Genomic DNA, 21072 nt, shown 5'->3' on the forward strand with positions numbered 1-21072 from the left:
GCTTCAAAGCACCTCGTCCGGTGCCTGTCGACACGGCACACAGTGGTTGCCGCGCTCGAACTGCAGCGTGCTGTGCTGGATGGCAAAGTGCTCGTGCAACTCTTCCGCGATTTCGGTCAGCAGTTCGTCATCCAGATTGCCATCGGGTTTGACCAGATGCGCCGTGAGTGCCACTTCGGTGGTGCTCATGGCCCAGATGTGCAGGTCGTGCACCTCGCTGATGCCGGGCAGGCTCTGCAGGTAGGCCAGTACCTGGTCCGGCTGGATATGGGCGGGAACCGCGTCCAGCGACAGGTTCACCGATTCGCGCATCAGCCCCCAGGTACCGAAGGCGATGATGATCGCAATCAGGATGCTGACCAGCGGATCGAGCCACAGCCAGCCGGTGAAGAGCATGGCGATTGCCGCCAGTACCACGCCGAAGGAAATCGCCGCATCGGCAGCCATGTGCAGATAGGCGCCGCGGATGTTCATGTCATGGTCCTTGCCGGACATGAACAGCCAGGCGGTATAGGCATTGATGAGGATGCCGATGCCGGCCACCACGATTACCGTAACGCTGGCAATCGGCTGCGGGTCGGACAGCCGCAACAATGCCTCCCAGGCGATGGCAGCCACGGCAATCAGCAGGAACAGTGCATTGAACAGCGCAGCCATGACCGATGAGCGGCGCAGACCATAGGTATGGCGGCGGGTCGGACGCTTCTGCACCAGCACATTGGCACCCCAGGCCAGCAGCAGGCCGAGCACGTCACTCAGGTTGTGCCCGGCATCGGCGAGCAATGCCAGAGAGTTGGATAACACACCGAACAGGGCTTCAAGCAGGACGAAGCCAAGGTTCAGCGTGACGCCGATGGCAAAGGCGCGGTTGAAGCTTTGCGGCCCATGACTGTGCGCATGCCCGTGGGCATGCGGGTGATCTTGAGCAGTTTTGTCGTGCATCAATTACGTGCGTCTTTCGGCTTGTTGCCGTTGGCGTAATCGTTTTTGGCACCAGCGAATGCGGGCCGCGGCTGATGGGTGAAGTAGGCGGCTATATCCACCGCTTCCTGATCGCTGAGGGTGTTGCCCTGACCCAGCGGCATGTTGTGCTTGATGAAGGCGGCGGCGGTATAGGTGCGAGCCATGCCGGCGCCTATATTGAACGAGTCATTGCCCCAGAGCGGCGGAAAGCTGTAACTGCCATCGGTGTTTTTCATGCCTTCGCCATTCGCCGCATGGCAGGCGGCACATTTCTGGGCGTATAACTGCTTGCCGTTATCGGCATCGGCTACCAGGTCCTTGTTGATGCTGCCCATGCCACGGCCAACCACGGCGGTGCCGACCGGTACGCCGGTGGACAGCCACTGGATGTACATCAGCATGGCGTTCATTTCTTTCGAATCGAAGGCCAGCGGCTTGCCGTTCATCGAGCGCTCGAAGCAGTCGTTGATACGTTCCTGCAGCGAATTGATCGATCCCGAGCGGGTACGGTACTCGGGGAACACCCCCCACAGGCCCACATAAGGGCCGGCATTGGCCACGGTGCCGCCACCCAGATGGCAGCTGCTGCAGTTGAGGCCGCCACCGACATTCTCCGGTAGCTGCTTGCGGGTGTCCGTAACCAGCAGTTTGCCCAGCTTGATGGCGTCGCCTGTCGGCCCTTGCGGAATGCTGGTTTCAGCAGGCGGGTTCATCGGTACCGGTTCGGCATGCAGGGTCATGCTGCAGGCTGCGCTGAGCAGGGTGATCAGTAGGACGTTGGCGTATGGTTTTTTGAGCATGGAGTATTTCTCTTCATCTTGCGGGGAGCGCTAATCGGCGATGGCTTAACCTTAGCCGAAAGCGTTGGTTGTCAACCAGTCAGGACCCTTTCGAAGTGCTCCACGACCGGGAATGGCTGGTAGAAATCATGCAGCAACAGGCGCCATTGCTGGTATTGCTCCGACTGGCGAAAGCCGATGGTGTGATCCTCCAGCGTTTGCCACTGCACCAGCAACAGGTATTTGTCCGGCACCTCGAGGCATCGCTGCAGCTGATGTGAAACATAGCCGGGCATCGCGCTGATAATCGCCTGCGCCTGGGCAAAGGCCTGCTCGAATGCAGATGCCAGCCCGGGTTTAACCTGCAGCATTGCTGCCTCAAGGATCATCGCTGGTCTACTCTGGCTGGCCGCGCGGATAGTCACCGGCTTGCAGCCAGGACGCCAGGCGGGCTTTGGCCTGTGGCCATTCGCTGGCCACTAGGCTGAAAATTACCGAGTCGCGGATGCGCCCGTCGCCCATCAGCATATGGCTGCGCAGGATGCCTTCTTCGCGCGCGCCGATGCGGGCAATCGCCGCCCGGGACTTGAGGTTGAGAAAGTCGGTCAGCAATTCCACCCGGTTGCACTGCCAGTGCTCGAAGGCATGTTTGAACATCAGGTACTTGGCTTCGGTATTGATATGGCTGCGTTGCCAGGACTGGGCAATAAAGGTGAAGCCGATTTCTACCCGTTTGTGCGCACTCTCGATGTTGCGGAAGCGGGTGCTGCCGACCACTTTGCCGGAACCTTCGTCGATGGTGGCGAAGGACAGCTCCTTGCCGGCGTGGAACTGGGCTTCGGCGTTCTGCAGAAACTGCGGCAAATCCTCCGGGTGCGGCACGATAGTGACCGGCAGTTGCCACAGCGCGCCGTCTTCAATGGCTTCAGCCAGCCCCGGCAGGTGCTCTTGACTGAGCGGTTCCAGACGGACGTTACGGCCACGCAGAGTGGTTTTTTCGATGTGCATGCAGACAGCCTTCCGGGAGCGTCAATTGTTCTGGTTGCTTGTGTCAGCTTGCTGCCGGTTATTGCAAGAGTCTCCGACGAATCGCGCACTACGGCAAGACTGTATGCAGCAACTGGAGGCATCGGGCTATGCCGGCGTCTGTACTGCCGCTGCGAAACAGTCGCAGAGGTAGTATGCGCAGCACCGGCTGGCGCATCATGAGGCAAGCCCTGAACAGTGAATTTTCCATGTCCGTCCAGTTTTTCCAGTTCGAATCGCGCCCACAGGCACTGGCTGCCGTTGCTCAGGCGTTGCTGCTGCCATTGCAGGCAGCATTGCGCGGGCAAGGCCGGGCGCAGGTGCTGTTGCCCGGTGGCAGCACGCCGCAGCAGCTGCTGCCCTTGCTGGCCGCGCTGCCCGTGGACTGGTCGCGGATACTGGCCAGCCCTACGGATGAGCGCTGGGTCGCGGCGGATGCGGCGGATAGCAACCTGCAGCTGCTGCGCGAAGGATTGCCTGCTGCGCGCTGGCTGGACCCGCGGCAGGGTAGCGAGGCGCGTGCTGCGGCACGGCAATGGGGCGACCGGCTGGGTGATTGGCTGCCGTTCAGCGCGGTGCTGCTGGGCATGGGTGAGGATGGCCATTTTGCTTCGCTGTTTCCGGGCATGCCGGGGCTGGCATCAGCGCTGGATGTGGAGCAGCCGGCTGGCTGTGTCGTTGGCCGTGCGCCGGTCGAGCCCCAGCTGCGCCTGTCGCTCAATTTGCCCATGCTGCTGAGCACCCGGTGGCTGGGGTTGCTGGCCTTTGGCGCGCGCAAAGCGGAGTTGATCGAGCAGGTGCTCGCCGATCTGCCGGAAACCCGCACCTTGCCCCTGCATGCCTTGCTGCATCAGCAACGCGTGCCGCCGGGCATTTATTGGGCGCCCTGAATGGGTACACTGGGGCCAGTACAGTGCGAGGATCGAATGCATGCTGCATAGCGTGGTGGAACAGGTAACGATGCGCCTTGAAGTGCGTTCGGCAGCTCGGCGTGCACGCTATCTGCAAGGTGTGCAGGAGGCTGCCGGGCGCGCGCCGCGCGAACATCTGGGTTGCTCCAACCTGGCCCATGCACTGGCTGCGCAACCGACCGATGCCCGCCTGATCATCAAACAGGGCGGGGCGCCGCACATCGCCATTGTCTCCAGTTACAACGACCTGCTCTCGGCCCATCAGCCGCTGCGCGATTATCCCGAACAGTTGAAACAGGCGCTGGCGCGGGTTGGCGCCACCGCGCAGTTTGCTGCCGGGGTGCCGGCCATGTGTGATGGCATCACCCAGGGCGAGGCGGGCATGCAGCTGTCACTGTTCTCCCGCGACCTGATTGCCCAGGCCACAGCCATCGGCCTGACCCACGGGATTTTCGATGGCGGTCTGTACCTCGGTGTGTGCGACAAGATTGTTCCCGGGCTGCTGATCGGCGCCCTGCATTTCGGTCATCTGCCGGCGGTGTTTGTTCCGGCCGGGCCGATGCACTCGGGCCTGGCCAACAAGGACAAGGCGGCGCTGCGCCAGCGCTTTGCCCGTGGTGAAGCCAGCCGCGAGGAACTGCTGGCCGCCGAGCAGGCCGCCTATCACGAGGCCGGCACCTGCACCTTTTACGGCACCGCCAACACCAACCAGCTGCTGATGGAGGCCATGGGTCTGCATGTGCCGTGCAGTGCCTTTGCCCATCCGCACAGCCCCCTGCGCACGGCATTGACGGATGAGGCGGCACGACTGGTGGCGCGCAACAGCCGGCAGGGTGAGCGCTATCTGCCGCTGGGTTTGCAGGTTGATGCCCGGTGCCTGGTGAACGCGGTGGTGGCCTTGCTGGCCAGTGGCGGCTCGAGCAATCACAGCCTGCACCTGCCAGCGATTGCCCGCGCTGCCGGGTATCAATTGCTCTGGGAGGACTTTGCCGAGTTGTCAAAGGTGGTGCCCTTGCTGGCGCGGGTGTATCCCAACGGCGCGGCCGATGTGAACCAGTTTCAGGCCGCCGGTGGCCCGGCCTGGCTGATTCGTGAGCTGCTCGGTGGCGGCTTGCTGCACGGCGATGTGCCGACCGTCGCGGGGCAGGGGCTGGCAGATTACGGTCGCGAGGCCTGGCTGGAGCAGGGCGCACTGGGCTGGCGTGATTTGCCTGCAAGCAGCCCGGCGCCGGCTATCGTGCGTGCGCTGGCTGAGCCGTTCAGCGCTGAAGGCGGACTGGGCCTGCTGCAGGGGAATCTGGGCCGGGCGATTATCAAGACCTCGGCCCTGCCAGCGTCGAACTTGCACGTACGGGCACAGGCGCGGGTATTCGAGAGCGAGGCCGCTGTGCAGGCAGCCTATGCCGCCGGTGAGCTGCTTGGCGATCTGGTGCTGGTGGTGCGCTTTCAGGGGCCGCGCGCCAATGGCATGCCCGAACTGCACAAGCTGATGCCGCTGCTGGCCAATCTGCAGCAGGCCGGGCAGAAAGTGGCACTGGTCACCGATGGACGCCTGTCCGGTGCCTCCGGCCAGGTCCCGGCCGCTTTGCATCTGACCCCGGAAGCGGCGCTGGGCGGGCCGCTGGCCTGGTTGCAGGATGGTGACTGGATCGAGCTGGATGCCGAACGGGGGCTATTGCACGTCGAGCAGGATGTGGCCCAATGGGCTGAACGCAAACCCGCCAGCACCCCCCCGGCCTCAGCGGCAGGTTATGGTTTGCAACTGTTTGCCCTGCAGCGGCGCATGGTTGGCCCGGCCGATCAGGGCGCTACAAGCCTGGAATGGGAGGAATGAGATGGGTCTGACAATCGAAGCCGTGTTGCAGCGGGCGCGTCCGGTACTGCCGGTACTGGTCCTTGACGATGTGGCGCTGGCGGTTGATCTGGCTGCGGCACTGCAGGCCGGTGGTGTCGAAGTGCTGGAAGTGACCCTGCGCACCGAGCGGGCACTGGATGCACTGGCGGCCATCGGCAAGGCATTTCCGTCGTTGCTGGTCGGTGCCGGCACGCTGATTCACCCCGAACAGTTTGCCGAGGCGCGTGATGCCGGCGCGCAGTTTGTCGTCAGTCCGGGGCTTACCGCACGGCTGGCCAGGGCAGCGGATGATGCCGGTTTACCTTATCTGCCAGCGGTCAGCACGCCTTCTGAAGTGTTACTGGCACTGGAATATGGTTATCGTTCGCTGAAGCTGTTTCCGGCCAACGGCAATGCCAGCATCAAGCTGTTGAATACCCTCAAGGGGCCGTTTACCGGTATACGCTTCTGCCCGACGGGCGGAATAACTGCAGAAAATCTGCTGAACTTCCTGCGCCTGCCGAATGTCACTTGTGTCGGCGGCACCTGGATAGCACCGTCCAATCTGATCCGCGCCCGCGCCTGGGATCAGATCACCCAAATGGCGCTGGAAGCCCGCGCGCTGGCTGCCAGTCTGGAGCATCGAACATGAGCTGGGATCTTGCTGTACAACCTTACGTGATCGACCTGCAGGTGCAGGCCGATGAAATCGATGCCCTCGGGCATGCCAACAATGCCGTGTATGTCAGCTGGCTGGAACGTTGCTCCTGGCACCATTCGCAAAGCCTGGGGCTGGATCTGGCCGACTATCAGCGCCTGGATCGGGCCATGGCCGTGGTGCGTAATGAAATTGACTATCTGGCCAGCGCCTATCTGGGGCAGCATCTGCAGGTGGCGACCTGGATCATCGAGTCCGATCACCGTTTCAAGATGACCCGGCGCTTTCAGGTTGTGCGGCCGGCAGACGGAGTCACCTTGTCACGGGCTTTCACCACCTTTGCCTGCATCGAGATGTCCAGCGGCAAGCCCCGGCGGATGCCGGTGGAGTTTGTCGAGGGGTATGGGGCGGCGGTGATAGAACAGTTTCCGCGGGAGTTGTAGAAGGGTTGCGGATTGGCAATCCGTGACTTTTTGCCCTTTTGCTAGCGGCGGTTGCCACGCTTGGCTGATAGCTTTGTTCCGCTCTACTGGGCGTGTCACTTTTGCCAGGGGTTGCGGCAAAAGTAAGCAAAAACGCTTGCCCCATCATCCGGCCCTGCGCTGCGCTTCGGGCTCCCTCACTCCGGTGCCGCTCCGCAGGCACGCCCCGAAGGGCCATCCTTGGCCCATCGGGGCATTTTGATCGTTCCCACGCTCTGCGTGGGAATGCAGCCCTCGACGCTCTAGCGTCTGCAAGCCAGGCTCCCACGCTGGAGCATGGGAGCCATCGGAACGGTGCCGCAGTGAGGGAAGTCGTGCGCAGCGCGACCCGGATGCAGGGGGGTGTTTCTTTTGCTTACTTTGCTTTGCACAAGCAAACGTAGCGCAGCGGAGTAACAGCCGAAGGCTGGCCCGAAAGGCGAGCGCAGCGAGTCAAGAAAGTAAGGCGGCCGGCGGGGAGCAACCTGAACTATCCAGCAACTTCGGAAATCGGTCGAAAAAGAACAAAAAACATCCTGGGATTGCCAATCCGCTACCACCCCAGGCTTTCCGGTAAACTCCGCAGCCCGTTCAATTCCGCTTCCCGGTCAGATCAATCATGCAAATCGCCCTGGCACCGATGGAAGGTCTGGTGGATGAAATCCTCCGCGATGTGCTGACCCGTGTCGGAGGCATCGACTGGTGCGTGACGGAATTCATCCGCGTATCAGAGCGCCTGTTGCCGGTTGGCAGCTTCACCAGGTTGGCGCCTGAACTGGCGTGTGGTGCGCAGACGCCGGCAGGTACGCAGTTGCGCGTGCAGTTGCTCGGCTCCGATCCGGCTTGCCTGGCAGATAACGCCGCGCTGGCATGCGAGTTGGGTGCGCCGGTTATTGATCTGAATTTTGGGTGTCCGGCGAAAACGGTAAACAAGTCACGAGGCGGTTCGGTTCTGCTTAAAGAGCCTGACTTGCTCCACGACATCCTCTATGCGGTGCGCAAGAGCGTGCCAAAGCAGATAGCGGTTACCGCGAAAATGCGTCTGGGTTACGACAGTCCGGATGGTGTGCTGGATTGTGCGAGGGCTCTGGAATCTGGCGGTGCGGAGCAGTTGGTGGTGCATGCGCGAACCAAGCGCGATGGCTATAAACCGCCGGCGCACTGGGAGTGGATTGCCCGGGTGGCGGATACGGTCAAGGTGCCGGTGTACGCCAATGGCGAGGTCTGGTGTGTTGAGGACTGGCAGCGCTGCCGGGAAGTCAGTGGCGTCGAGGACTTGATGCTGGGCCGCGGCCTGGTTTCAAGGCCGGATCTGGCCCGGCAGATCGTCGCGGCACGGGCTGGCGAATACCTCGCGCCAATGCCGTGGTCCGAGGTGCTGGGTCTGCTGCAAGCGTTCTGGTTGCAGGTGCGGGAGCGCCTCACCGAGCGTTCGGCGCCGGGTCGCCTGAAGCAGTGGCTGGGCATGTTGGCGCGCAACTACCCCGAGGCTTTTGACCTGTTCACTCGGATAAAGCGCGAAACAGACTTCGCACGTATTGATGCTTTGCTGGGGATGTCAGGGCTGGCAATGGTTAGTCAAGACTAGGCTTTTGCTGCTGCAGCAGCTGACGCAGTTCTGCAAATGCGACAGGCTTGCTGAACAGGTAGCCCTGGTAAATGTGACAACCTTCGCGTGTCAGAAAGTCCAGCTGCTGCTGGTCTTCGACCCCTTCGGCAATGATGCCCAGCTTGAGACTTTGGGCCATGGCGATGATGGCGCGAATGATTTCGACGTCGTTGGACTCGCGGGTGGCGTCGTGAATGAATGAGCGGTCGATTTTCAGCACATCCACCGGCAGGCGCTTGAGATAGGTCAGCGACGAGTAGCCGGTACCAAAGTCGTCCATGGCAAAGTTGACACCACCTTGCTGCAACAGCTGCATCCTGGTGACGGTACTTTCCATGTCCTTGATGACGATGCTTTCGGTTACTTCCAGCTTGAGCATGCTGGCCGGCACGCCGGTTTGCTTGAGAATGCTGAATACACCCTCGGCAAAGTTCGGCTGGGCGAACTGGGCGGCACTGATGTTGACTGCCATGCTGAACTGGTCTGCGCTTGCCAGCCGGTCCTCAAGCAGGGTGGCGCACACCCGGCAGGCCTGCTCAAGAACCCAGTGACCAACGCTGACGATCTGGCCGCTCTCTTCAAGGACATGAATGAACTGGTTGGGCAGTTGTATGCCCAGTGTCGGATGCTGCCAGCGCAGCAAGGCTTCGGCGCCGATGATGCGACCATCGCGTGCATCCACCTGCGGTTGGTAGTGCAACCTGAACTGTCCGGATTCGAGGGCCTGGCGCAGGTCAGTGTCCAGGCGCAGGCGCTCATTGGCCTGTTCCAGCATCGAAGGCTGGAATATTTTTATGGCATTGCGTCCGGCATCCTTGGCCCGGTACAGGGCAATGTCGGCATGCTTGAGCAGATCGACCGGTTCCTCGCCGTGATCCGGAATAATGGCAATGCCGATGCTCGGGGTGATATGCAGATAATGCCCGTCAAACAGCATGGGTTCGGCCAGGAGTGCCCGCAACTTTTCTGCCAGCGCCATGGCATCCAGTTGGGCACAGTTCAGGTCGCCTTCAATTGCGCTGAGCAGGATGACGAACTCATCGCCACCCAGACGGGCAACGGTGTCCTCCGCGCGCACGGCCTTTTCCAGCCGGCTGGCAACCCTTTTCAGGACGCTGTCGCCGGCAGCGTGACCAAGGGAGTCGTTGATGGTCTTGAAGCGATCGAGGTCCATGAACAGCAGGGCGCCGCGCATGTTGTGCCGCTTGAACAGCGGAATTTGCTGGTGCAGGCGGTCGGTCAGCAGGGTGCGGTTGGGCAGGTTGGTCAGCGGGTCGTGATAGGCCATGTGCTCAATGCGCGCTTCAGCACTTTTCAGCTCTGAAATGTCGCGGCTGGTGGTCAACAGGCAAGGCCTGCCATTGAGTTCGAACTGCTCCACGGAGACCGAGAGTGTCAGGGAAGTGCCATTCTTGTGCCGCCCGAATGTTTCCTGATTGCGTATCCGTCCGTCGCGCTGAAAAATTTCATTCAGCCTGGCGACCTGGTCGGAGGTACTCCAGATGCCGACATCGTGAAAACTTTTGCCGACTACTTCATTGGCGGTAAGACCACTTACGCGGGTGAAACCCTCATTGATTTCCAGATAGAGGGTGCTGTTTAGGTCGACGATGCTGATGGCATCCGGGCTGTTATGAAAGGCTTTGGAAAACTTGTCCTGACTGGTGCGCAAGGCCGCTTCCGCCTTGAGTTGCGCGGTGATGTCGAGAATGCTGGCGGTAACCACGCTTTCGATGCCGACCTGTAACTGGCGCATGGAGCACAGGCATTGGAGGATGTGTCCCTGCTTGTGGCGGAGACGGATCGGGTAATTGCGGATCACGCTCTGGTGCTGCAGCAAATTGCTGATTTCTTCGACGTGCGCAGGATCCGTCCAGAAGTTCAGCGCCGAGGGTGGCAGGCCGATGATTTCTTCCGGGGTCCAGCCAAAGGTTTCGCTGAAACTCTGGTTGATCTCCATGAACTTGCCGCTATCCCGCTGCACCACACAGCAAGGTTCCATGCTTGCTTGAAACAGCGCGGTGAATTTCTCTTCGGAGGCCTTGATCTGTTGTTCGTGCTGTACCTTTTCACTGATATCGAGAACGATACCGACCATGCGGATCGGCTTGTTCTGCTCATCCCGATACAGGTGGGCGATAGCTTCCAGATGCCGGGTGGCGCCGGAGGGCAGAGTGATCTGGTAGGTAAAGGTGACCGGCTGTCTGGTGGCTTCCAGAACCAGCCTGTAGCTCCTGTGGACTGCGCGCCGGGTTTCCAGTGGCATGCTCTGGAACACAGTGTCGATCGAGTCATTCAGCGGTTCTTTGCCAAGCCCGTGCAGGCTTGCCGTGCGGGCCGAGGCATAATAATGGCCGCTATCGATCTGCCAGTCCCAGAACCCCTGGCGGGCAGACTCCAGCGCCATGTTCAGGCGTTCTTCACTGTCGCGGATGGCTTGTTCCTGTTGGCGTTGCCGACTGATGTCGCGGACGGTCAGCAGCAGGGTTGGTTCGCCGTTGAGCATGAACTCCGCGCCATACACCTCGGCCAGGGTCTGGCTGCCATCGCGGGCTTGCGCCATGGCCTCGATCTGGAAGGCCGAGTTGGCATTGATTCCCTCGATCAGTCGTTCGCGGTCACGGGCATTGGCCCAGAGCCCCAGGTCAAAGGCCGAGCGGCCAATGGCTTCGCTGGCTTTCCAGCCAAACAGGCGCTCGAAGCTGCTGTTGACCTCAACCAGGCAGCCGCTGCGCCGGTCGGTGATGACCACGGCGTCAGGTGACATACGAAAGGCCAGGGAAAATTTTTCCCGACTGATGCGCAGGTCTTCTTCGGTGCGCTTGATATCGGTCTGGTCGTGCAGGGAAAGCAGCAGAAATTCCTGATCCTGCTGTCGGGTATAGCGCACCCAGGCCTGCACATCGATCAGTTGTCCTGACTGACTGGAGAGTTGCAGATCAAATGCGATCGGCTCCTGATGGGCGCGCGCGCGCTGGATAATTTGCTCGCGCTGCTGCAGGTCTACCAGGAGTCCGAGTTCCCGGGTAGTGCGGCCACACATCTGCTCCGGGGTCCAGCCGAGCAACTCTGCAATCTGATGATTTGCGGCGAGAATCGTCCCTTCCGGGTAGCGGACCAGGGTCATGGCCATGGGTGCCAGATGTACCCATTCCCGGAGCATTTGCAGTTGCACACCCCGATTCTCGGTCAAGGACGGATTGTCTGACTGATTGGCCGTTGCCGGCGGATCGGATGGTGCTGTGGTTTTAGGCAAGCTGGGTCCTCAAAATTGGACGGACATGATTACGATAGCAGTCGTCAGGCCTGCTGACCTTGACTGCGTTGCTGGTCAAGCAGGGCCATAAACGCTCTGGCGGCATTCGAAAGGGTGCGTTCGCTATGCAGAATGTAACCCAGTTGGCGATCCAGCTGGATGCCCGGCAAGGGCAGGCGCGTGACCTGTTCGTCGAGCATGGTGCGTGGCAGTACGCTCCAGGCAATGCCGATCGACACCATCATTTTGATGGTCTCCAGATAGTTGGTGCTCATGCCGATGTTGGGCGTCAGCCCCTGCCCCTCGAACAGCCGTCGCACGATGTGGTGGGTAAAAGTATTGCCGCCGGGAAATACCGCCGGATGTTGTGCCACATCCGCCAGGCTGATCTGCTCCTTGCGGGCCAGCGGGTGCTCGGGTGCCGCGACAAAATCCAGCGGGTCGTTCCAGACCAGTGTGGCGCGCACCGATTCGCGGGTTTCCGGTGCCAGGGTGATCACCGCCAGTTCGGCGCGGCCATGCAGCACTTCTTCATAGGCCACTTCCGAGTCGAGAAACTGGATGTCCAGGGCAACCTGGGGATGGGCGCGGGTAAAGGCGCGCAATAGTGGCGGCAGGCGATGCAGGCCGATGTGGTGACTGGTGGCCAGGGTCAGGCGTCCGCTGATCTCACCGCTCAGGTTGGTCAGGGCGCGCCGGGTGTCGTCCAGTACGCCAAGAATCCGGTAAGCCCTGGGCAGCAAGGCGCGTCCCGCTTCGGTCAGGCCGATCTCCCGGCCCAGGCGATCAAACAGGCGCACATCGAGTTGTTGTTCCAGCCCGGCGATGCGTTTGCTGACGGCTGGCTGGGTCAGGTGCAGTTGTTCAGCAGCCAGGGAAAAGCTGCCGGTTTCGGCAATGGCAATAAAGGCATGCAGATTGGCGATATCCATCGGGCAAGCTCCTTTCCGTGCGCTGCGGGGTGACTGGATGTCCTGCCGCAGTTTAACTGCAACATTCCATAATGTTATCCAAAGCATGAAAAGAATGAATTGGAGTTATTTATAAATAGTCCTTAGCATTCCCCTATGTCATTCGGGGTGAAAACCCTTTCACATTCCAAGCCTGAAGATGAGGATTGACCCATGGCCGGCAAAACGTTGTACGACAAGCTCTGGGATATGCATGAAGTGAAGCGCCGCGATGATGGCTCTTCGCTGATCTATATCGATCGCCACATTCTGCATGAAGTGACTTCGCCCCAGGCCTTTGAAGGGCTGCGTCTGGCCGGGCGCAAGCCGTGGCGGATCGACGCCAACATCGCCACCCCGGACCATAACGTACCGACTACCAGGGCCGAACGTCAGGGTGGTCTGGAGTCGATCGCCGACGAAGTCTCGCGCTTGCAGGTGCAGACGCTGGACGAGAACTGCGATGACTTCGGCATCCTCGAATTCAAGATGAACGACAGCCGTCAGGGCATCGTGCATGTGGTCGGTCCGGAGCAGGGCGCGACCTTGCCGGGCATGACCGTGGTCTGCGGCGATTCGCACACCTCCACCCACGGTGCCTTCGGCGCGCTGGCCCACGGCATCGGTACTTCGGAAGTCGAGCACGTGCTGGCGACCCAGTGTCTGGTGGCGAAGAAAATGAAGAACCTGCTGGTGCGGGTGGAAGGCAAGCTGCCGTTTGGCGTCACCGCCAAGGACATCGTACTGGCGATTATCGGCAAGATCGGTACCGCCGGCGGTAACGGCCATGCCCTCGAATTTGCCGGCAGCGCGATTCGCGACTTGTCGCTGGAAGGGCGCATGACCCTGTGCAACATGGCCATCGAAGCCGGCGCGCGGGTCGGCGTGGTGGCGGTGGATGAAAAGACCATCGCCTATGTGGAAGGTCGCCCGTTTGCGCCGAAAGGCGCGGATTGGGACAAGGCCGTGGCGCAGTGGCGCGGGCTGGTGTCGGATGCCGATGCCCAGTTCGACAAGGTGGTTGCGCTCAATGCTGAAGATATCAAGCCGCAGGTCAGCTGGGGTACCTCGCCGGAGATGGTGTTGGCCGTCGACCAGAATGTGCCGGACCCGGCCGCCGAGGCCGATCCGGTCAAGCGCGACTCGATCGTGCGGGCGCTCAAGTACATGGGCCTGACGGCCAATCAGCCGATCACCAGCATTGCGCTGGATCGGGTGTTTATCGGTTCCTGCACCAACTCGCGGATCGAAGACCTGCGTGCAGCGGCGGAAGTGGCCAAGGGCCGTAAAGTGGCCAGTACGATCAAGCAAGCGCTGGTGGTGCCGGGCTCCGGTCTGGTCAAGGCGCAAGCCGAGGCGGAAGGGCTGGACAAGGTGTTTATCGAGGCCGGTTTTGAATGGCGTGAGCCGGGCTGCTCGATGTGCCTGGCGATGAATCCGGACAAGCTGGGCAGTGGCGAGCATTGCGCGTCCACCTCCAACCGCAACTTCGAAGGCCGTCAGGGTGCCGGTGGGCGTACCCATCTGGTCAGTCCGGCGATGGCCGCGGCGGCTGCGGTAACCGGCCGCTTTATCGATGTGCGTGAATTGATCCAGGCCTGAGGAGAACAGTGATGAAAGCCTTTACCCAACACACCGGCCTGGTCGCACCGCTGGATCGTGCCAACGTCGACACCGACCAGATCATCCCCAAGCAGTTCTTGAAATCGATCAAGCGCACCGGCTTTGGCCAGAACCTGTTCGACGAGTGGCGTTATCTGGATGTCGGCCAGCCCAATCAGGATTGCGCGCAGCGCCCGCTGAATGCCGATTTCGTGCTCAATGCGCCGCGCTATCAGGGTGCCAGCGTGCTGCTGGCGCGGGAAAACTTCGGCTGCGGCTCCAGTCGCGAGCATGCGCCCTGGGCACTGGAAGAGTACGGCTTCAATGCAGTGATCGCGCCGAGTTTTGCCGACATCTTCTTCAACAACAGTTTCAAGAACGGCTTGCTGCCGATCATTCTCAAGGAAGAAGAAGTCGATGAGCTGTTCCAGCAATGTGAAGCGACCGAGGGTTACCAGCTGACGATTGATCTGGCCGCGCAGACGGTGGTTCGTCCGGATGGACGTTTTTACTGCTTTGAAGTGGATGCTTTCCGCAAACACTGCCTGCTGCATGGTCTGGATGATATCGGCCTGACCTTGCAGGACAGTGATGCGATCAAGGCCTTTGAGCAGCGTCATCAGCAAAATCAGCCCTGGTTGTTTGGCGCGTTGTAAGTACGACCTTGCCGGATTGCATGGGCACAGGGAGAGAATCATCGGAGGCACGGCATGAGTGAGCATGAGCAAGTGGTGCAGCGCCAGTTCGGTGAGCAGGCCAGTGCCTACCTGAATAGTGCCGTGCATGCGCAGGGGGCCGAATTTGCCTTGTTGCAGGCCGCCGTAGCCGGGCGCAGCGCTGCGCGTGTGCTGGATCTGGGTTGTGGCGCCGGGCATGTGAGTTTTCATGTGGCGCCAGCGGTGGCCGAGGTAGTGGCTTACCACCTGTCCGAACAGATGCTGGCTGTCGTGGCAGCTGCAGCCCGGGAGCGTGGGCTGAACAATGTGCAGACCCGTCTGGGTGCTGCCGAGCGTCTGCCTTTTGCCGATGGCGAGTTTGATTTCGTTTTCAGCCGATTTTCGGCGCATCACTGGAGTGATCTGGGCCAGGCACTGCATGAGGCGCGGCGGGTATTGAAACCGGGCGGGGTGGCGGCCTTTATCGATGTGATGGCGCCGGGCCTGCCGCTGCTGGATACCCATCTGCAAACGGTCGAGGTGCTGCGCGATACCAGTCATGTGCGCGATTACTCTGCTGCCGAGTGGCTGCAACAGGTTGGTGCGGCAGGCTTGCAGGTGACCGCGCACAGTCGCCAGCGACTGCATATCGATTTTTCCACCTGGGTCGAGCGGATGCGCACGCCGGAGGTCTTCCGTCAGGCCATCCGCGCTTTGCAACAGGCCGTGGGTGACGAGGTGCGCGAGTATTTTGAAGTGGCCGCTGACGGCTCCTTCAGTTTTGATGTGCTGGTTCTGTGGGCGGAGCGTTAAGCCGCCACTACACAATGGTTTGAGTGAGAGAGAAATTCATGAGCAAACAAATTCTGGTACTCCCCGGTGATGGCATCGGTCCGGAAATTATGGCTGAAGCGGTCAAGGTGCTGCGCCTGGCCAACGACAAGTACAAGCTGGACTTTGAACTGGCCTTTGACGAACTGGGCGGTGCTGCGGTCGACAAGTACGGCGTACCGCTGGCTGACGAAACACTGGAACGCGCGCGTGCGGCTGATGCCGTACTGCTCGGTGCCGTTGGCGGGCCCAGGTGGGACAAGATCGATCCGGCCATCCGCCCCGAGCGCGGGCTGTTGAAGATCCGCTCGCAGCTGGGTCTGTTCGGCAACCTGCGTCCGGCGATTCTCTATCCACAGCTGGCCGATGCGTCCAGCCTCAAGCCCGAGGTAGTGGCGGGGCTGGATATCCTGATCGTGCGCGAGCTGACCGGCGGGATTTATTTCGGCCAGCCGCGCGAAAGCAAATTGCTGGAAAACGGCGAGCGCATGGCTTACGACACGCTGCCGTACAGCGAAAGCGAAATCCGTCGGATCGCCCGTGTCGGTTTCGACATGGCGATGGTGCGCGGCAAGAAGCTCTGCTCGGTCGACAAGGCTAACGTGCTGGCGTCCAGCCAGCTGTGGCGGGCAGTGGTCGAAGAAGTGGCAAAGGATTATCCGCAGGTCGAGTTGAGCCACATGTACGTGGACAATGCAGCGATGCAGCTGGTGCGTGCGCCAAAGCAGTTCGATGTGATGGTGACCGACAATATGTTTGGCGACATCCTCTCCGATGAAGCCTCCATGCTTACCGGCTCTATCGGCATGCTGCCGTCCGCCTCGCTGGATGCCAACAACAAGGGCATGTACGAGCCGTGCCATGGCTCGGCACCGGATATCGCCGGGCAGGGGATTGCCAACCCGCTGGCGACCATCCTTTCGGTATCGATGATGCTGCGTTACAGCTTCAACCAGGCTGTAGCGGCGGATGCCATTGAAAAAGCGGTGAGCCTGGTACTGGATCAGGGTTTGCGTACTGGTGATATCTGGTCGCAAGGCAAGACCAAAGTAGGTACCTCTGCCATGGGTAATGCGGTAGTCGAAGCGCTGCGCAATCTGTAATCTTTCCAGCCCTCCGCATCTTTAGCGGAAGGCGGTTAACAAAGGTGTTGTGGTTATGAAACGTGTAGGTCTGATCGGTTGGCGCGGTATGGTCGGTTCAGTGCTCATGCAGCGCATGCTGGAAGAGCGGGACTTTGACCTGATAGAGCCGGTGTTCTTTTCAACCTCGAATGTCGGTGGCCAGGGACCTGCCGTGGGCAAGGATATTGCCCCGCTGAAAGATGCCTACAGCATTGACGATCTGAAAGGTCTGGATGTGATTCTGACCTGTCAGGGCGGCGACTACACCAACGAGGTTTTCCCCAAGCTGCTCGAAGCCGGCTGGGATGGTTACTGGATAGATGCGGCTTCGGCGCTGCGTATGGCGGATAACGCGGTCATCGTGCTGGATCCGGTCAACCGCAAGGTTATCGATCAATCGCTGGATGCGGGCATAAGGAACTACATCGGCGGCAACTGCACGGTCAGCCTGATGCTGATGGCGCTCGGCGGTCTGTACGAGGCTGGCCTGGTCGAGTGGATGAGCGCCATGACCTATCAGGCGGCTTCCGGTGCCGGCGCGCAAAACATGCGTGAGCTGATCAAGCAGATGGGCGCAATCCATGGTGCGGTGGCGGACGATCTGGCCAATCCGGCCAGCGCTATCCTGGATATCGACCGCAAGGTCGCTGAAGCCATGCGTAGCGACAGCTTCCCGGTGGACAATTTCGGCATGCCGCTGGCGGGCAGCCTGATTCCATATATCGACAAGGAACTGCCCAACGGGCAGAGCCGTGAAGAGTGGAAAGGCCAGGCCGAGACCAACAAGATTCTCGGCCGCAACAAGAGTCCGATTCCGGTCGATGGCCTGTGTGTGCGCATCGGCGCCATGCGTTGCCACAGCCAGGCCCTGACCATCAAGCTGAACAAGGATGTGCCGATGGCTGACATCGAAAGCCTGATCAGCCAGCACAATCCGTGGGTCAAGCTGGTACCCAATCAGCGTGACGCCAGTATCCGCGAGCTGGGGCCGACCGCCGTAACCGGCACTTTGAGCGTGCCGGTGGGACGTCTGCGCAAGCTGAATATGGGCTCGCAATATCTGGGGGCTTTCACCGTTGGTGATCAGCTGCTCTGGGGTGCTGCCGAGCCGTTGCGGCGCATGCTGCGGATTCTCCTGGAGCGCTAGTCGCAGGGAAGCAATCAACTGGCCCCCCTTTCCAGGAAGGGGGGCTGCAGTCTGCCTGAGCTGATGCGGGTTATAAAAAAGCAGTTTCCAGGTACTTCAATGGGCCTGTTTGCATAAGGAATTTGGTGTTTTGCATGGCCGTTTTAGTCGCCGTGCATGTTCTGAATTGTGGATTGCTTCCAAATTAGTCGAAAAGCATTGTGTCTGACGGGTGTGCAGCCGGGGCAAAAGTTGATAAAACACTATCTGTGAAAGATACTTACCGCAAAATTTGAAGAATCTTTCTAGCTTGACGATACTGCTTTAGTCACTGACTTGGTGGGGAAGCGCTTTGCGGCGTGGGCAATCAGTGGCAACAGACCCTCTCGCTGGTCGAGAAAAAAAAGATAAGACAAGGGATATCGCTATGATTCGGGTTCGCAAACTGGTACTGGCAATCGCGGCTGCTACATCGCTGACTTCCGGTATGGCTCATGCGTTGGGGCTCGGAGAAATTTCTCTACAGTCAGCGCTCAATCAGCCCCTCAACGCCGATATCGATTTGCTCGAAGTGCGTGATCTCGACAATACCGAGATCATTCCACGGCTGGCTTCAGCCGAAGATTTCAGCAAGGCCGGGATCGAGAGGGATTTCTTCCTGACCAATCTGAAGTTCACGCCGGTGATCATGCCGAATGGCAAGAGCATGATCCATGTCACATCAGCCAAGCCGGTGCGTGAGCCGTACCTTAATTTCCTGGTCGAAGTGATCTGGCCAAGTGGTCGGGTGTTGCGTGAGTACACCCTGTTGCTCGACCCGCCGCTGTATTCGCCTGAAACTGCAGCAGCGGCGCCAAGGCTGCCGGCAACTGCGCCTGCTCCGGTTTATCGCGCCCCGTCCAAGCCGGTTGATGGTCCTTTCAAGGTCGGATCATTGCCGGGTTCCAAGTACTCTGCATCAGCGGCTTCCAGCCAGTCACGTCCTGCGGCCGCCAAGCCGGCAACGCTGGAGGGGCAATACAAGACCGGCAAAAATGACACGCTGTGGGAAATAGCCCGGCGCGTCAAAGGCGGCGGTACCGCCAACCAGACCATGCTGGCGATTCAGGATTTGAATCCTGACGCGTTTACGGCGGGCAACATCAATCGACTCAAGAGCGGGCAGGTCCTTCGTCTTCCCGATGCCGCCCAGATCAATGCGCGCAGCAGTTCCGAAGCGACAGCCGCAGTTGCTGAACAAAACTCGGCCTGGCGTGAGGGCCGCAGTCTGGCGCCAGTAGCAGCACGTCAGCTGGACGCTACCAAACGTGATGCGGCAGGTGTTGCTCCGGCCCAGGTAGAGACCAGTGACAGCCTGCGACTGGTTGCAGCTGATGCTGGCAAGGCCGCTTCAACCAGCGAGAAAGGTGCTCCCGGCGATAGCAAGGCACTCTCGGACAAACTGGCGGTGACCCAGGAAAGTCTCGATACCTCGCGTCGGCAGGGAGAAGAACTGTCGGGGCGTGTCAGCGATCTTCAGGGTCAACTGGAAAAGCTGCAGAAACTGATCGCCTTAAAGGATAGCCAGTTGGCACAACTGCAGGCCGAATTGGCGGCAAAAGGCAAGCTTGCAGCTGAACCTGCACCAGCTGCCGTGGATGCCCAGCCAGAGGTCGCCAGTCCGGCTGCGCCGGAGGTTGCTGCTGTGGAGCCACCGGCCACCACTCTGCCAACCCCGGATGTGACTGCCGCCGATGAGCAGGCCGAGGTGCTGGCTCAGGGCATATACGATACTCAGCTCCAGCCTGGAGCAGCCCCGGCGGCGGCCCCGCAACCTGCTGTCGAGCCAGAAGTGGTTGCCAAGCCGGTAGAAGCAGCAAAACCGACCGAAGCGGTCGAGCCGGTGCAGATTGTCACTGAAACTGTCGCGGTTGAAGAGCAGCCTGAGCCAGTCAGTCTGCTGGATGAAGTGCTCGGCAACCCTTTGCTGCTCGGTGCAGGCGGTGCGGGCCTGCTGGTCATTCTGCTCGGGCTGATGGCGATGGCGCGGCGTAATGCCCAGAAAGAAGAGGATGAGGCATCCGATTCGCCGTTCCTGGATTCGTCCGATGACAACAGCTTTGCCGACGAGATTGACCTGCCCGAAGAATCGTTCGAGGGTCTGGATGACGGCGAGGCCGAGCGTGCAGAAGAATCCGCCAAGGGCGCGGTGGGTGATGCACTGGCTGAAGCGGATATTTATATTGCCTATGGCAAGTTCAACCAGGCTGAAGAATTGTTGCAGGGCGCGATCAACGAAGAGCCGCAGCGCACCGATCTGCAGCTCAAGCTTCTCGAAGTGAAGGCCGAGCTTGGTGATCGCGAGGGCTTTTTACGCCAGGCTGCCGACCTGGAAGAGCTCGGTAGTGTCGGTGCGCAGCTTGATCAGATAAAGGCCAGATACCCGGCGATGGCAGCTGCCGGATTTGCTGCCGGAGTGGGAGCTGTTGCCGCTGACAGTGTGACGCCTGATCTGGATATCGATGATTTGATATCTGACGCTCCGCTGGGCTCTGAGCCGCAGGATGCGGATGACGCTTTCGATCTGAGTCTGGACGATCTGGAAGCGGACAATGACGATCTGCAGGGTGCATCGAGCCCGGCGACTGAACAGAATCTTGACGAGTTTTCGCTGGATATCGATTTTGATAAGCCGGATACCAAATCCAGTGACGATCTGGATTTTGATCTGGCACTCGATGATCTCTCGGTTGAGCCTGCAGAGTTGACTTCAAAACCTGCCACGCAGGCGGATGATGATTTCTCTGATTTTGACCTTGATCTGGGCAGCGATACTTCTTCCGCTGATAGCGAAACGGAGTTTTCGCTGGGTACTGACAGTGACTTCGAGTTTGAAGCGTTGTCAGAGGACAGTGCTCCGCTAGCAAGCGATGAAAGTCCGGTAGCAGGTGCTGCCCCGCTGGCGCCAGGCGATTTTGATTTGTCGGTTACCGATGATCTGCCATCGTTTGAGCCTATAGAGGATGAGCTGGACGCAAAAGTGGATGCAGCTCTCGACGATTTTACTTCCGAGGGTCTCATGGGTTCGCTGGAAACGGACGAGATGCCGCCGATGGGTGAGGACGAGGATGAGGACTTTGACTTCCTGTCCGGCACCGATGAGACAGCCACCAAGCTTGATCTCGCACGGGCCTATATCGATATGGGTGATGCAGAAGGTGCCCGCGATATTCTGGAAGAGGTGATCGCTGAGGGAAGCGAGACCCAGCAGCAGGAAGCCCGCGAGCTGATCGGTAAAATGGTCTGA

17 protein-coding genes are annotated in these 21072 nt (G+C 60.2%); 11 read left to right on the forward strand and 6 right to left on the reverse strand.

What is annotated here, in order from left to right:
* Window positions 1-3: 3 nt before the first annotated feature.
* From BLT89_RS04890 to BLT89_RS04905, 4 genes are all read right to left on the reverse strand, one after another.
* Window positions 4-942, reverse strand: coding sequence for a cation diffusion facilitator family transporter (locus BLT89_RS04890; RefSeq protein WP_090193373.1), 939 nt, complete (start codon window positions 940-942; stop codon window positions 4-6).
* Window positions 942-1763 (reverse strand): c-type cytochrome, encoded by an 822-nt coding sequence (locus BLT89_RS04895; protein WP_172829117.1) that lies wholly within the window; start codon window positions 1761-1763, stop codon window positions 942-944. The genes BLT89_RS04890 and BLT89_RS04895 overlap by 1 nt, the downstream gene beginning before the upstream one ends.
* 71 nt (window positions 1764-1834) lie before the next feature.
* A complete protein-coding gene (locus BLT89_RS04900; protein ID WP_090193374.1) occupies window positions 1835-2131 on the reverse strand; it encodes an antibiotic biosynthesis monooxygenase family protein in 297 nt (98 codons plus the stop codon).
* A gap of 7 nt (window positions 2132-2138) precedes the next feature.
* Window positions 2139-2750: a GNAT family N-acetyltransferase gene (locus BLT89_RS04905; protein ID WP_090193375.1), complete on the reverse strand. Its 612-nt coding sequence runs from the start codon at window positions 2748-2750 to the stop codon at window positions 2139-2141.
* Between the two features lie 227 nt (window positions 2751-2977).
* Here BLT89_RS04905 and BLT89_RS04910 point away from each other — a divergent pair, with 227 nt between their 5' ends.
* The 5 genes from BLT89_RS04910 to BLT89_RS04930 all read left to right on the forward strand — a co-directional run bounded on the left by BLT89_RS04910 (window position 2978) and on the right by BLT89_RS04930 (window position 8220).
* On the forward strand, window positions 2978-3658 hold the full coding sequence (locus BLT89_RS04910) for a 6-phosphogluconolactonase (RefSeq protein WP_157718794.1): 681 nt from the start codon (window positions 2978-2980) through the stop codon (window positions 3656-3658).
* A 43-nt stretch (window positions 3659-3701) separates the two neighbouring features.
* Entirely contained in the window at window positions 3702-5513 is a 1812-nt protein-coding gene (gene edd, locus BLT89_RS04915) for a phosphogluconate dehydratase (protein WP_231975086.1), read from the forward strand.
* A gap of 1 nt (window position 5514) precedes the next feature.
* Window positions 5515-6165: a bifunctional 4-hydroxy-2-oxoglutarate aldolase/2-dehydro-3-deoxy-phosphogluconate aldolase gene (gene eda / locus BLT89_RS04920; RefSeq protein ID WP_090193378.1), complete on the forward strand. Its 651-nt coding sequence runs from the start codon at window positions 5515-5517 to the stop codon at window positions 6163-6165.
* Window positions 6162-6614, forward strand: coding sequence for an acyl-CoA thioesterase (locus BLT89_RS04925; RefSeq protein ID WP_090193379.1), 453 nt, complete (start codon window positions 6162-6164; stop codon window positions 6612-6614). The genes eda and BLT89_RS04925 overlap by 4 nt, the downstream gene beginning before the upstream one ends.
* Window positions 6615-7251: 637 nt before the next feature.
* On the forward strand, window positions 7252-8220 hold the full coding sequence (locus tag BLT89_RS04930; protein WP_090193380.1) for a tRNA dihydrouridine synthase: 969 nt from the start codon (window positions 7252-7254) through the stop codon (window positions 8218-8220).
* On the opposite strand, the gene BLT89_RS04935 is transcribed toward BLT89_RS04930, so the two are convergent.
* Both BLT89_RS04935 and BLT89_RS04940 read right to left on the reverse strand, forming a co-directional pair.
* The gene (locus BLT89_RS04935; protein ID WP_157718795.1) at window positions 8207-11497 is read right to left on the reverse strand and encodes a bifunctional diguanylate cyclase/phosphodiesterase; all 3291 of its coding nucleotides are present in this window, start codon (window positions 11495-11497) and stop codon (window positions 8207-8209) included. The two genes, BLT89_RS04930 and BLT89_RS04935, sit on opposite strands and share 14 nt — an antisense overlap.
* 44 nt (window positions 11498-11541) lie before the next feature.
* Window positions 11542-12429, reverse strand: coding sequence for a LysR family transcriptional regulator (locus BLT89_RS04940; protein WP_090193382.1), 888 nt, complete (start codon window positions 12427-12429; stop codon window positions 11542-11544).
* Window positions 12430-12621: 192 nt separating this feature from the next.
* On the opposite strand from BLT89_RS04940, the gene leuC reads away from it, so the two are divergent.
* The 6 genes from leuC to BLT89_RS04970 all read left to right on the forward strand — a co-directional run bounded on the left by leuC (window position 12622) and on the right by BLT89_RS04970 (window position 21072).
* The gene (gene leuC / locus BLT89_RS04945) at window positions 12622-14049 is read left to right on the forward strand and encodes a 3-isopropylmalate dehydratase large subunit (protein ID WP_090193383.1); all 1428 of its coding nucleotides are present in this window, start codon (window positions 12622-12624) and stop codon (window positions 14047-14049) included.
* 11 nt (window positions 14050-14060) lie between these two features.
* Complete coding sequence (leuD, locus tag BLT89_RS04950; RefSeq protein WP_090193384.1) at window positions 14061-14705, forward strand: 3-isopropylmalate dehydratase small subunit; 645 nt, start codon at window positions 14061-14063, stop codon at window positions 14703-14705.
* A 54-nt stretch (window positions 14706-14759) separates the two neighbouring features.
* Complete coding sequence (locus BLT89_RS04955; protein WP_090193385.1) at window positions 14760-15518, forward strand: class I SAM-dependent methyltransferase; 759 nt, start codon at window positions 14760-14762, stop codon at window positions 15516-15518.
* 38 nt (window positions 15519-15556) lie between these two features.
* Window positions 15557-16639 carry a 3-isopropylmalate dehydrogenase gene (leuB, locus tag BLT89_RS04960; RefSeq protein WP_090193386.1) on the forward strand — a complete coding sequence of 361 codons (1083 nt, stop codon included), beginning with the start codon at window positions 15557-15559 and terminating at the stop codon, window positions 16637-16639.
* Between the two features lie 55 nt (window positions 16640-16694).
* A complete protein-coding gene (asd, locus tag BLT89_RS04965; RefSeq protein ID WP_090193387.1) occupies window positions 16695-17807 on the forward strand; it encodes an aspartate-semialdehyde dehydrogenase in 1113 nt (370 codons plus the stop codon).
* A gap of 406 nt (window positions 17808-18213) precedes the next feature.
* Complete coding sequence (locus BLT89_RS04970; protein WP_090193388.1) at window positions 18214-21072, forward strand: FimV/HubP family polar landmark protein; 2859 nt, start codon at window positions 18214-18216, stop codon at window positions 21070-21072.

This window comes from Pseudomonas pohangensis (assembly GCF_900105995.1).
Classification (GTDB): domain Bacteria; phylum Pseudomonadota; class Gammaproteobacteria; order Pseudomonadales; family Pseudomonadaceae; genus Aquipseudomonas; species Aquipseudomonas pohangensis.

Coding starts and splice junctions, on each gene's coding strand:
- BLT89_RS04890 (WP_090193373.1), bottom strand. CDS start 942: ATGCACGACAAAACTGCTCAAGATCACCCGCATGCCCACGGGCATGCG.
- BLT89_RS04895 (WP_172829117.1), bottom strand. CDS start 1,763: ATGCTCAAAAAACCATACGCCAACGTCCTACTGATCACCCTGCTCAGC.
- BLT89_RS04900 (WP_090193374.1), bottom strand. CDS start 2,131: ATGATCCTTGAGGCAGCAATGCTGCAGGTTAAACCCGGGCTGGCATCT.
- BLT89_RS04905 (WP_090193375.1), bottom strand. CDS start 2,750: ATGCACATCGAAAAAACCACTCTGCGTGGCCGTAACGTCCGTCTGGAA.
- BLT89_RS04910 (WP_157718794.1), top strand. CDS start 2,978: ATGTCCGTCCAGTTTTTCCAGTTCGAATCGCGCCCACAGGCACTGGCT.
- eda (WP_090193378.1), top strand. CDS start 5,515: ATGGGTCTGACAATCGAAGCCGTGTTGCAGCGGGCGCGTCCGGTACTG.
- BLT89_RS04925 (WP_090193379.1), top strand. CDS start 6,162: ATGAGCTGGGATCTTGCTGTACAACCTTACGTGATCGACCTGCAGGTG.
- BLT89_RS04930 (WP_090193380.1), top strand. CDS start 7,252: ATGCAAATCGCCCTGGCACCGATGGAAGGTCTGGTGGATGAAATCCTC.
- BLT89_RS04940 (WP_090193382.1), bottom strand. CDS start 12,429: ATGGATATCGCCAATCTGCATGCCTTTATTGCCATTGCCGAAACCGGC.
- leuC (WP_090193383.1), top strand. CDS start 12,622: ATGGCCGGCAAAACGTTGTACGACAAGCTCTGGGATATGCATGAAGTG.
- leuD (WP_090193384.1), top strand. CDS start 14,061: ATGAAAGCCTTTACCCAACACACCGGCCTGGTCGCACCGCTGGATCGT.
- BLT89_RS04955 (WP_090193385.1), top strand. CDS start 14,760: ATGAGTGAGCATGAGCAAGTGGTGCAGCGCCAGTTCGGTGAGCAGGCC.
- leuB (WP_090193386.1), top strand. CDS start 15,557: ATGAGCAAACAAATTCTGGTACTCCCCGGTGATGGCATCGGTCCGGAA.
- asd (WP_090193387.1), top strand. CDS start 16,695: ATGAAACGTGTAGGTCTGATCGGTTGGCGCGGTATGGTCGGTTCAGTG.
- BLT89_RS04970 (WP_090193388.1), top strand. CDS start 18,214: ATGATTCGGGTTCGCAAACTGGTACTGGCAATCGCGGCTGCTACATCG.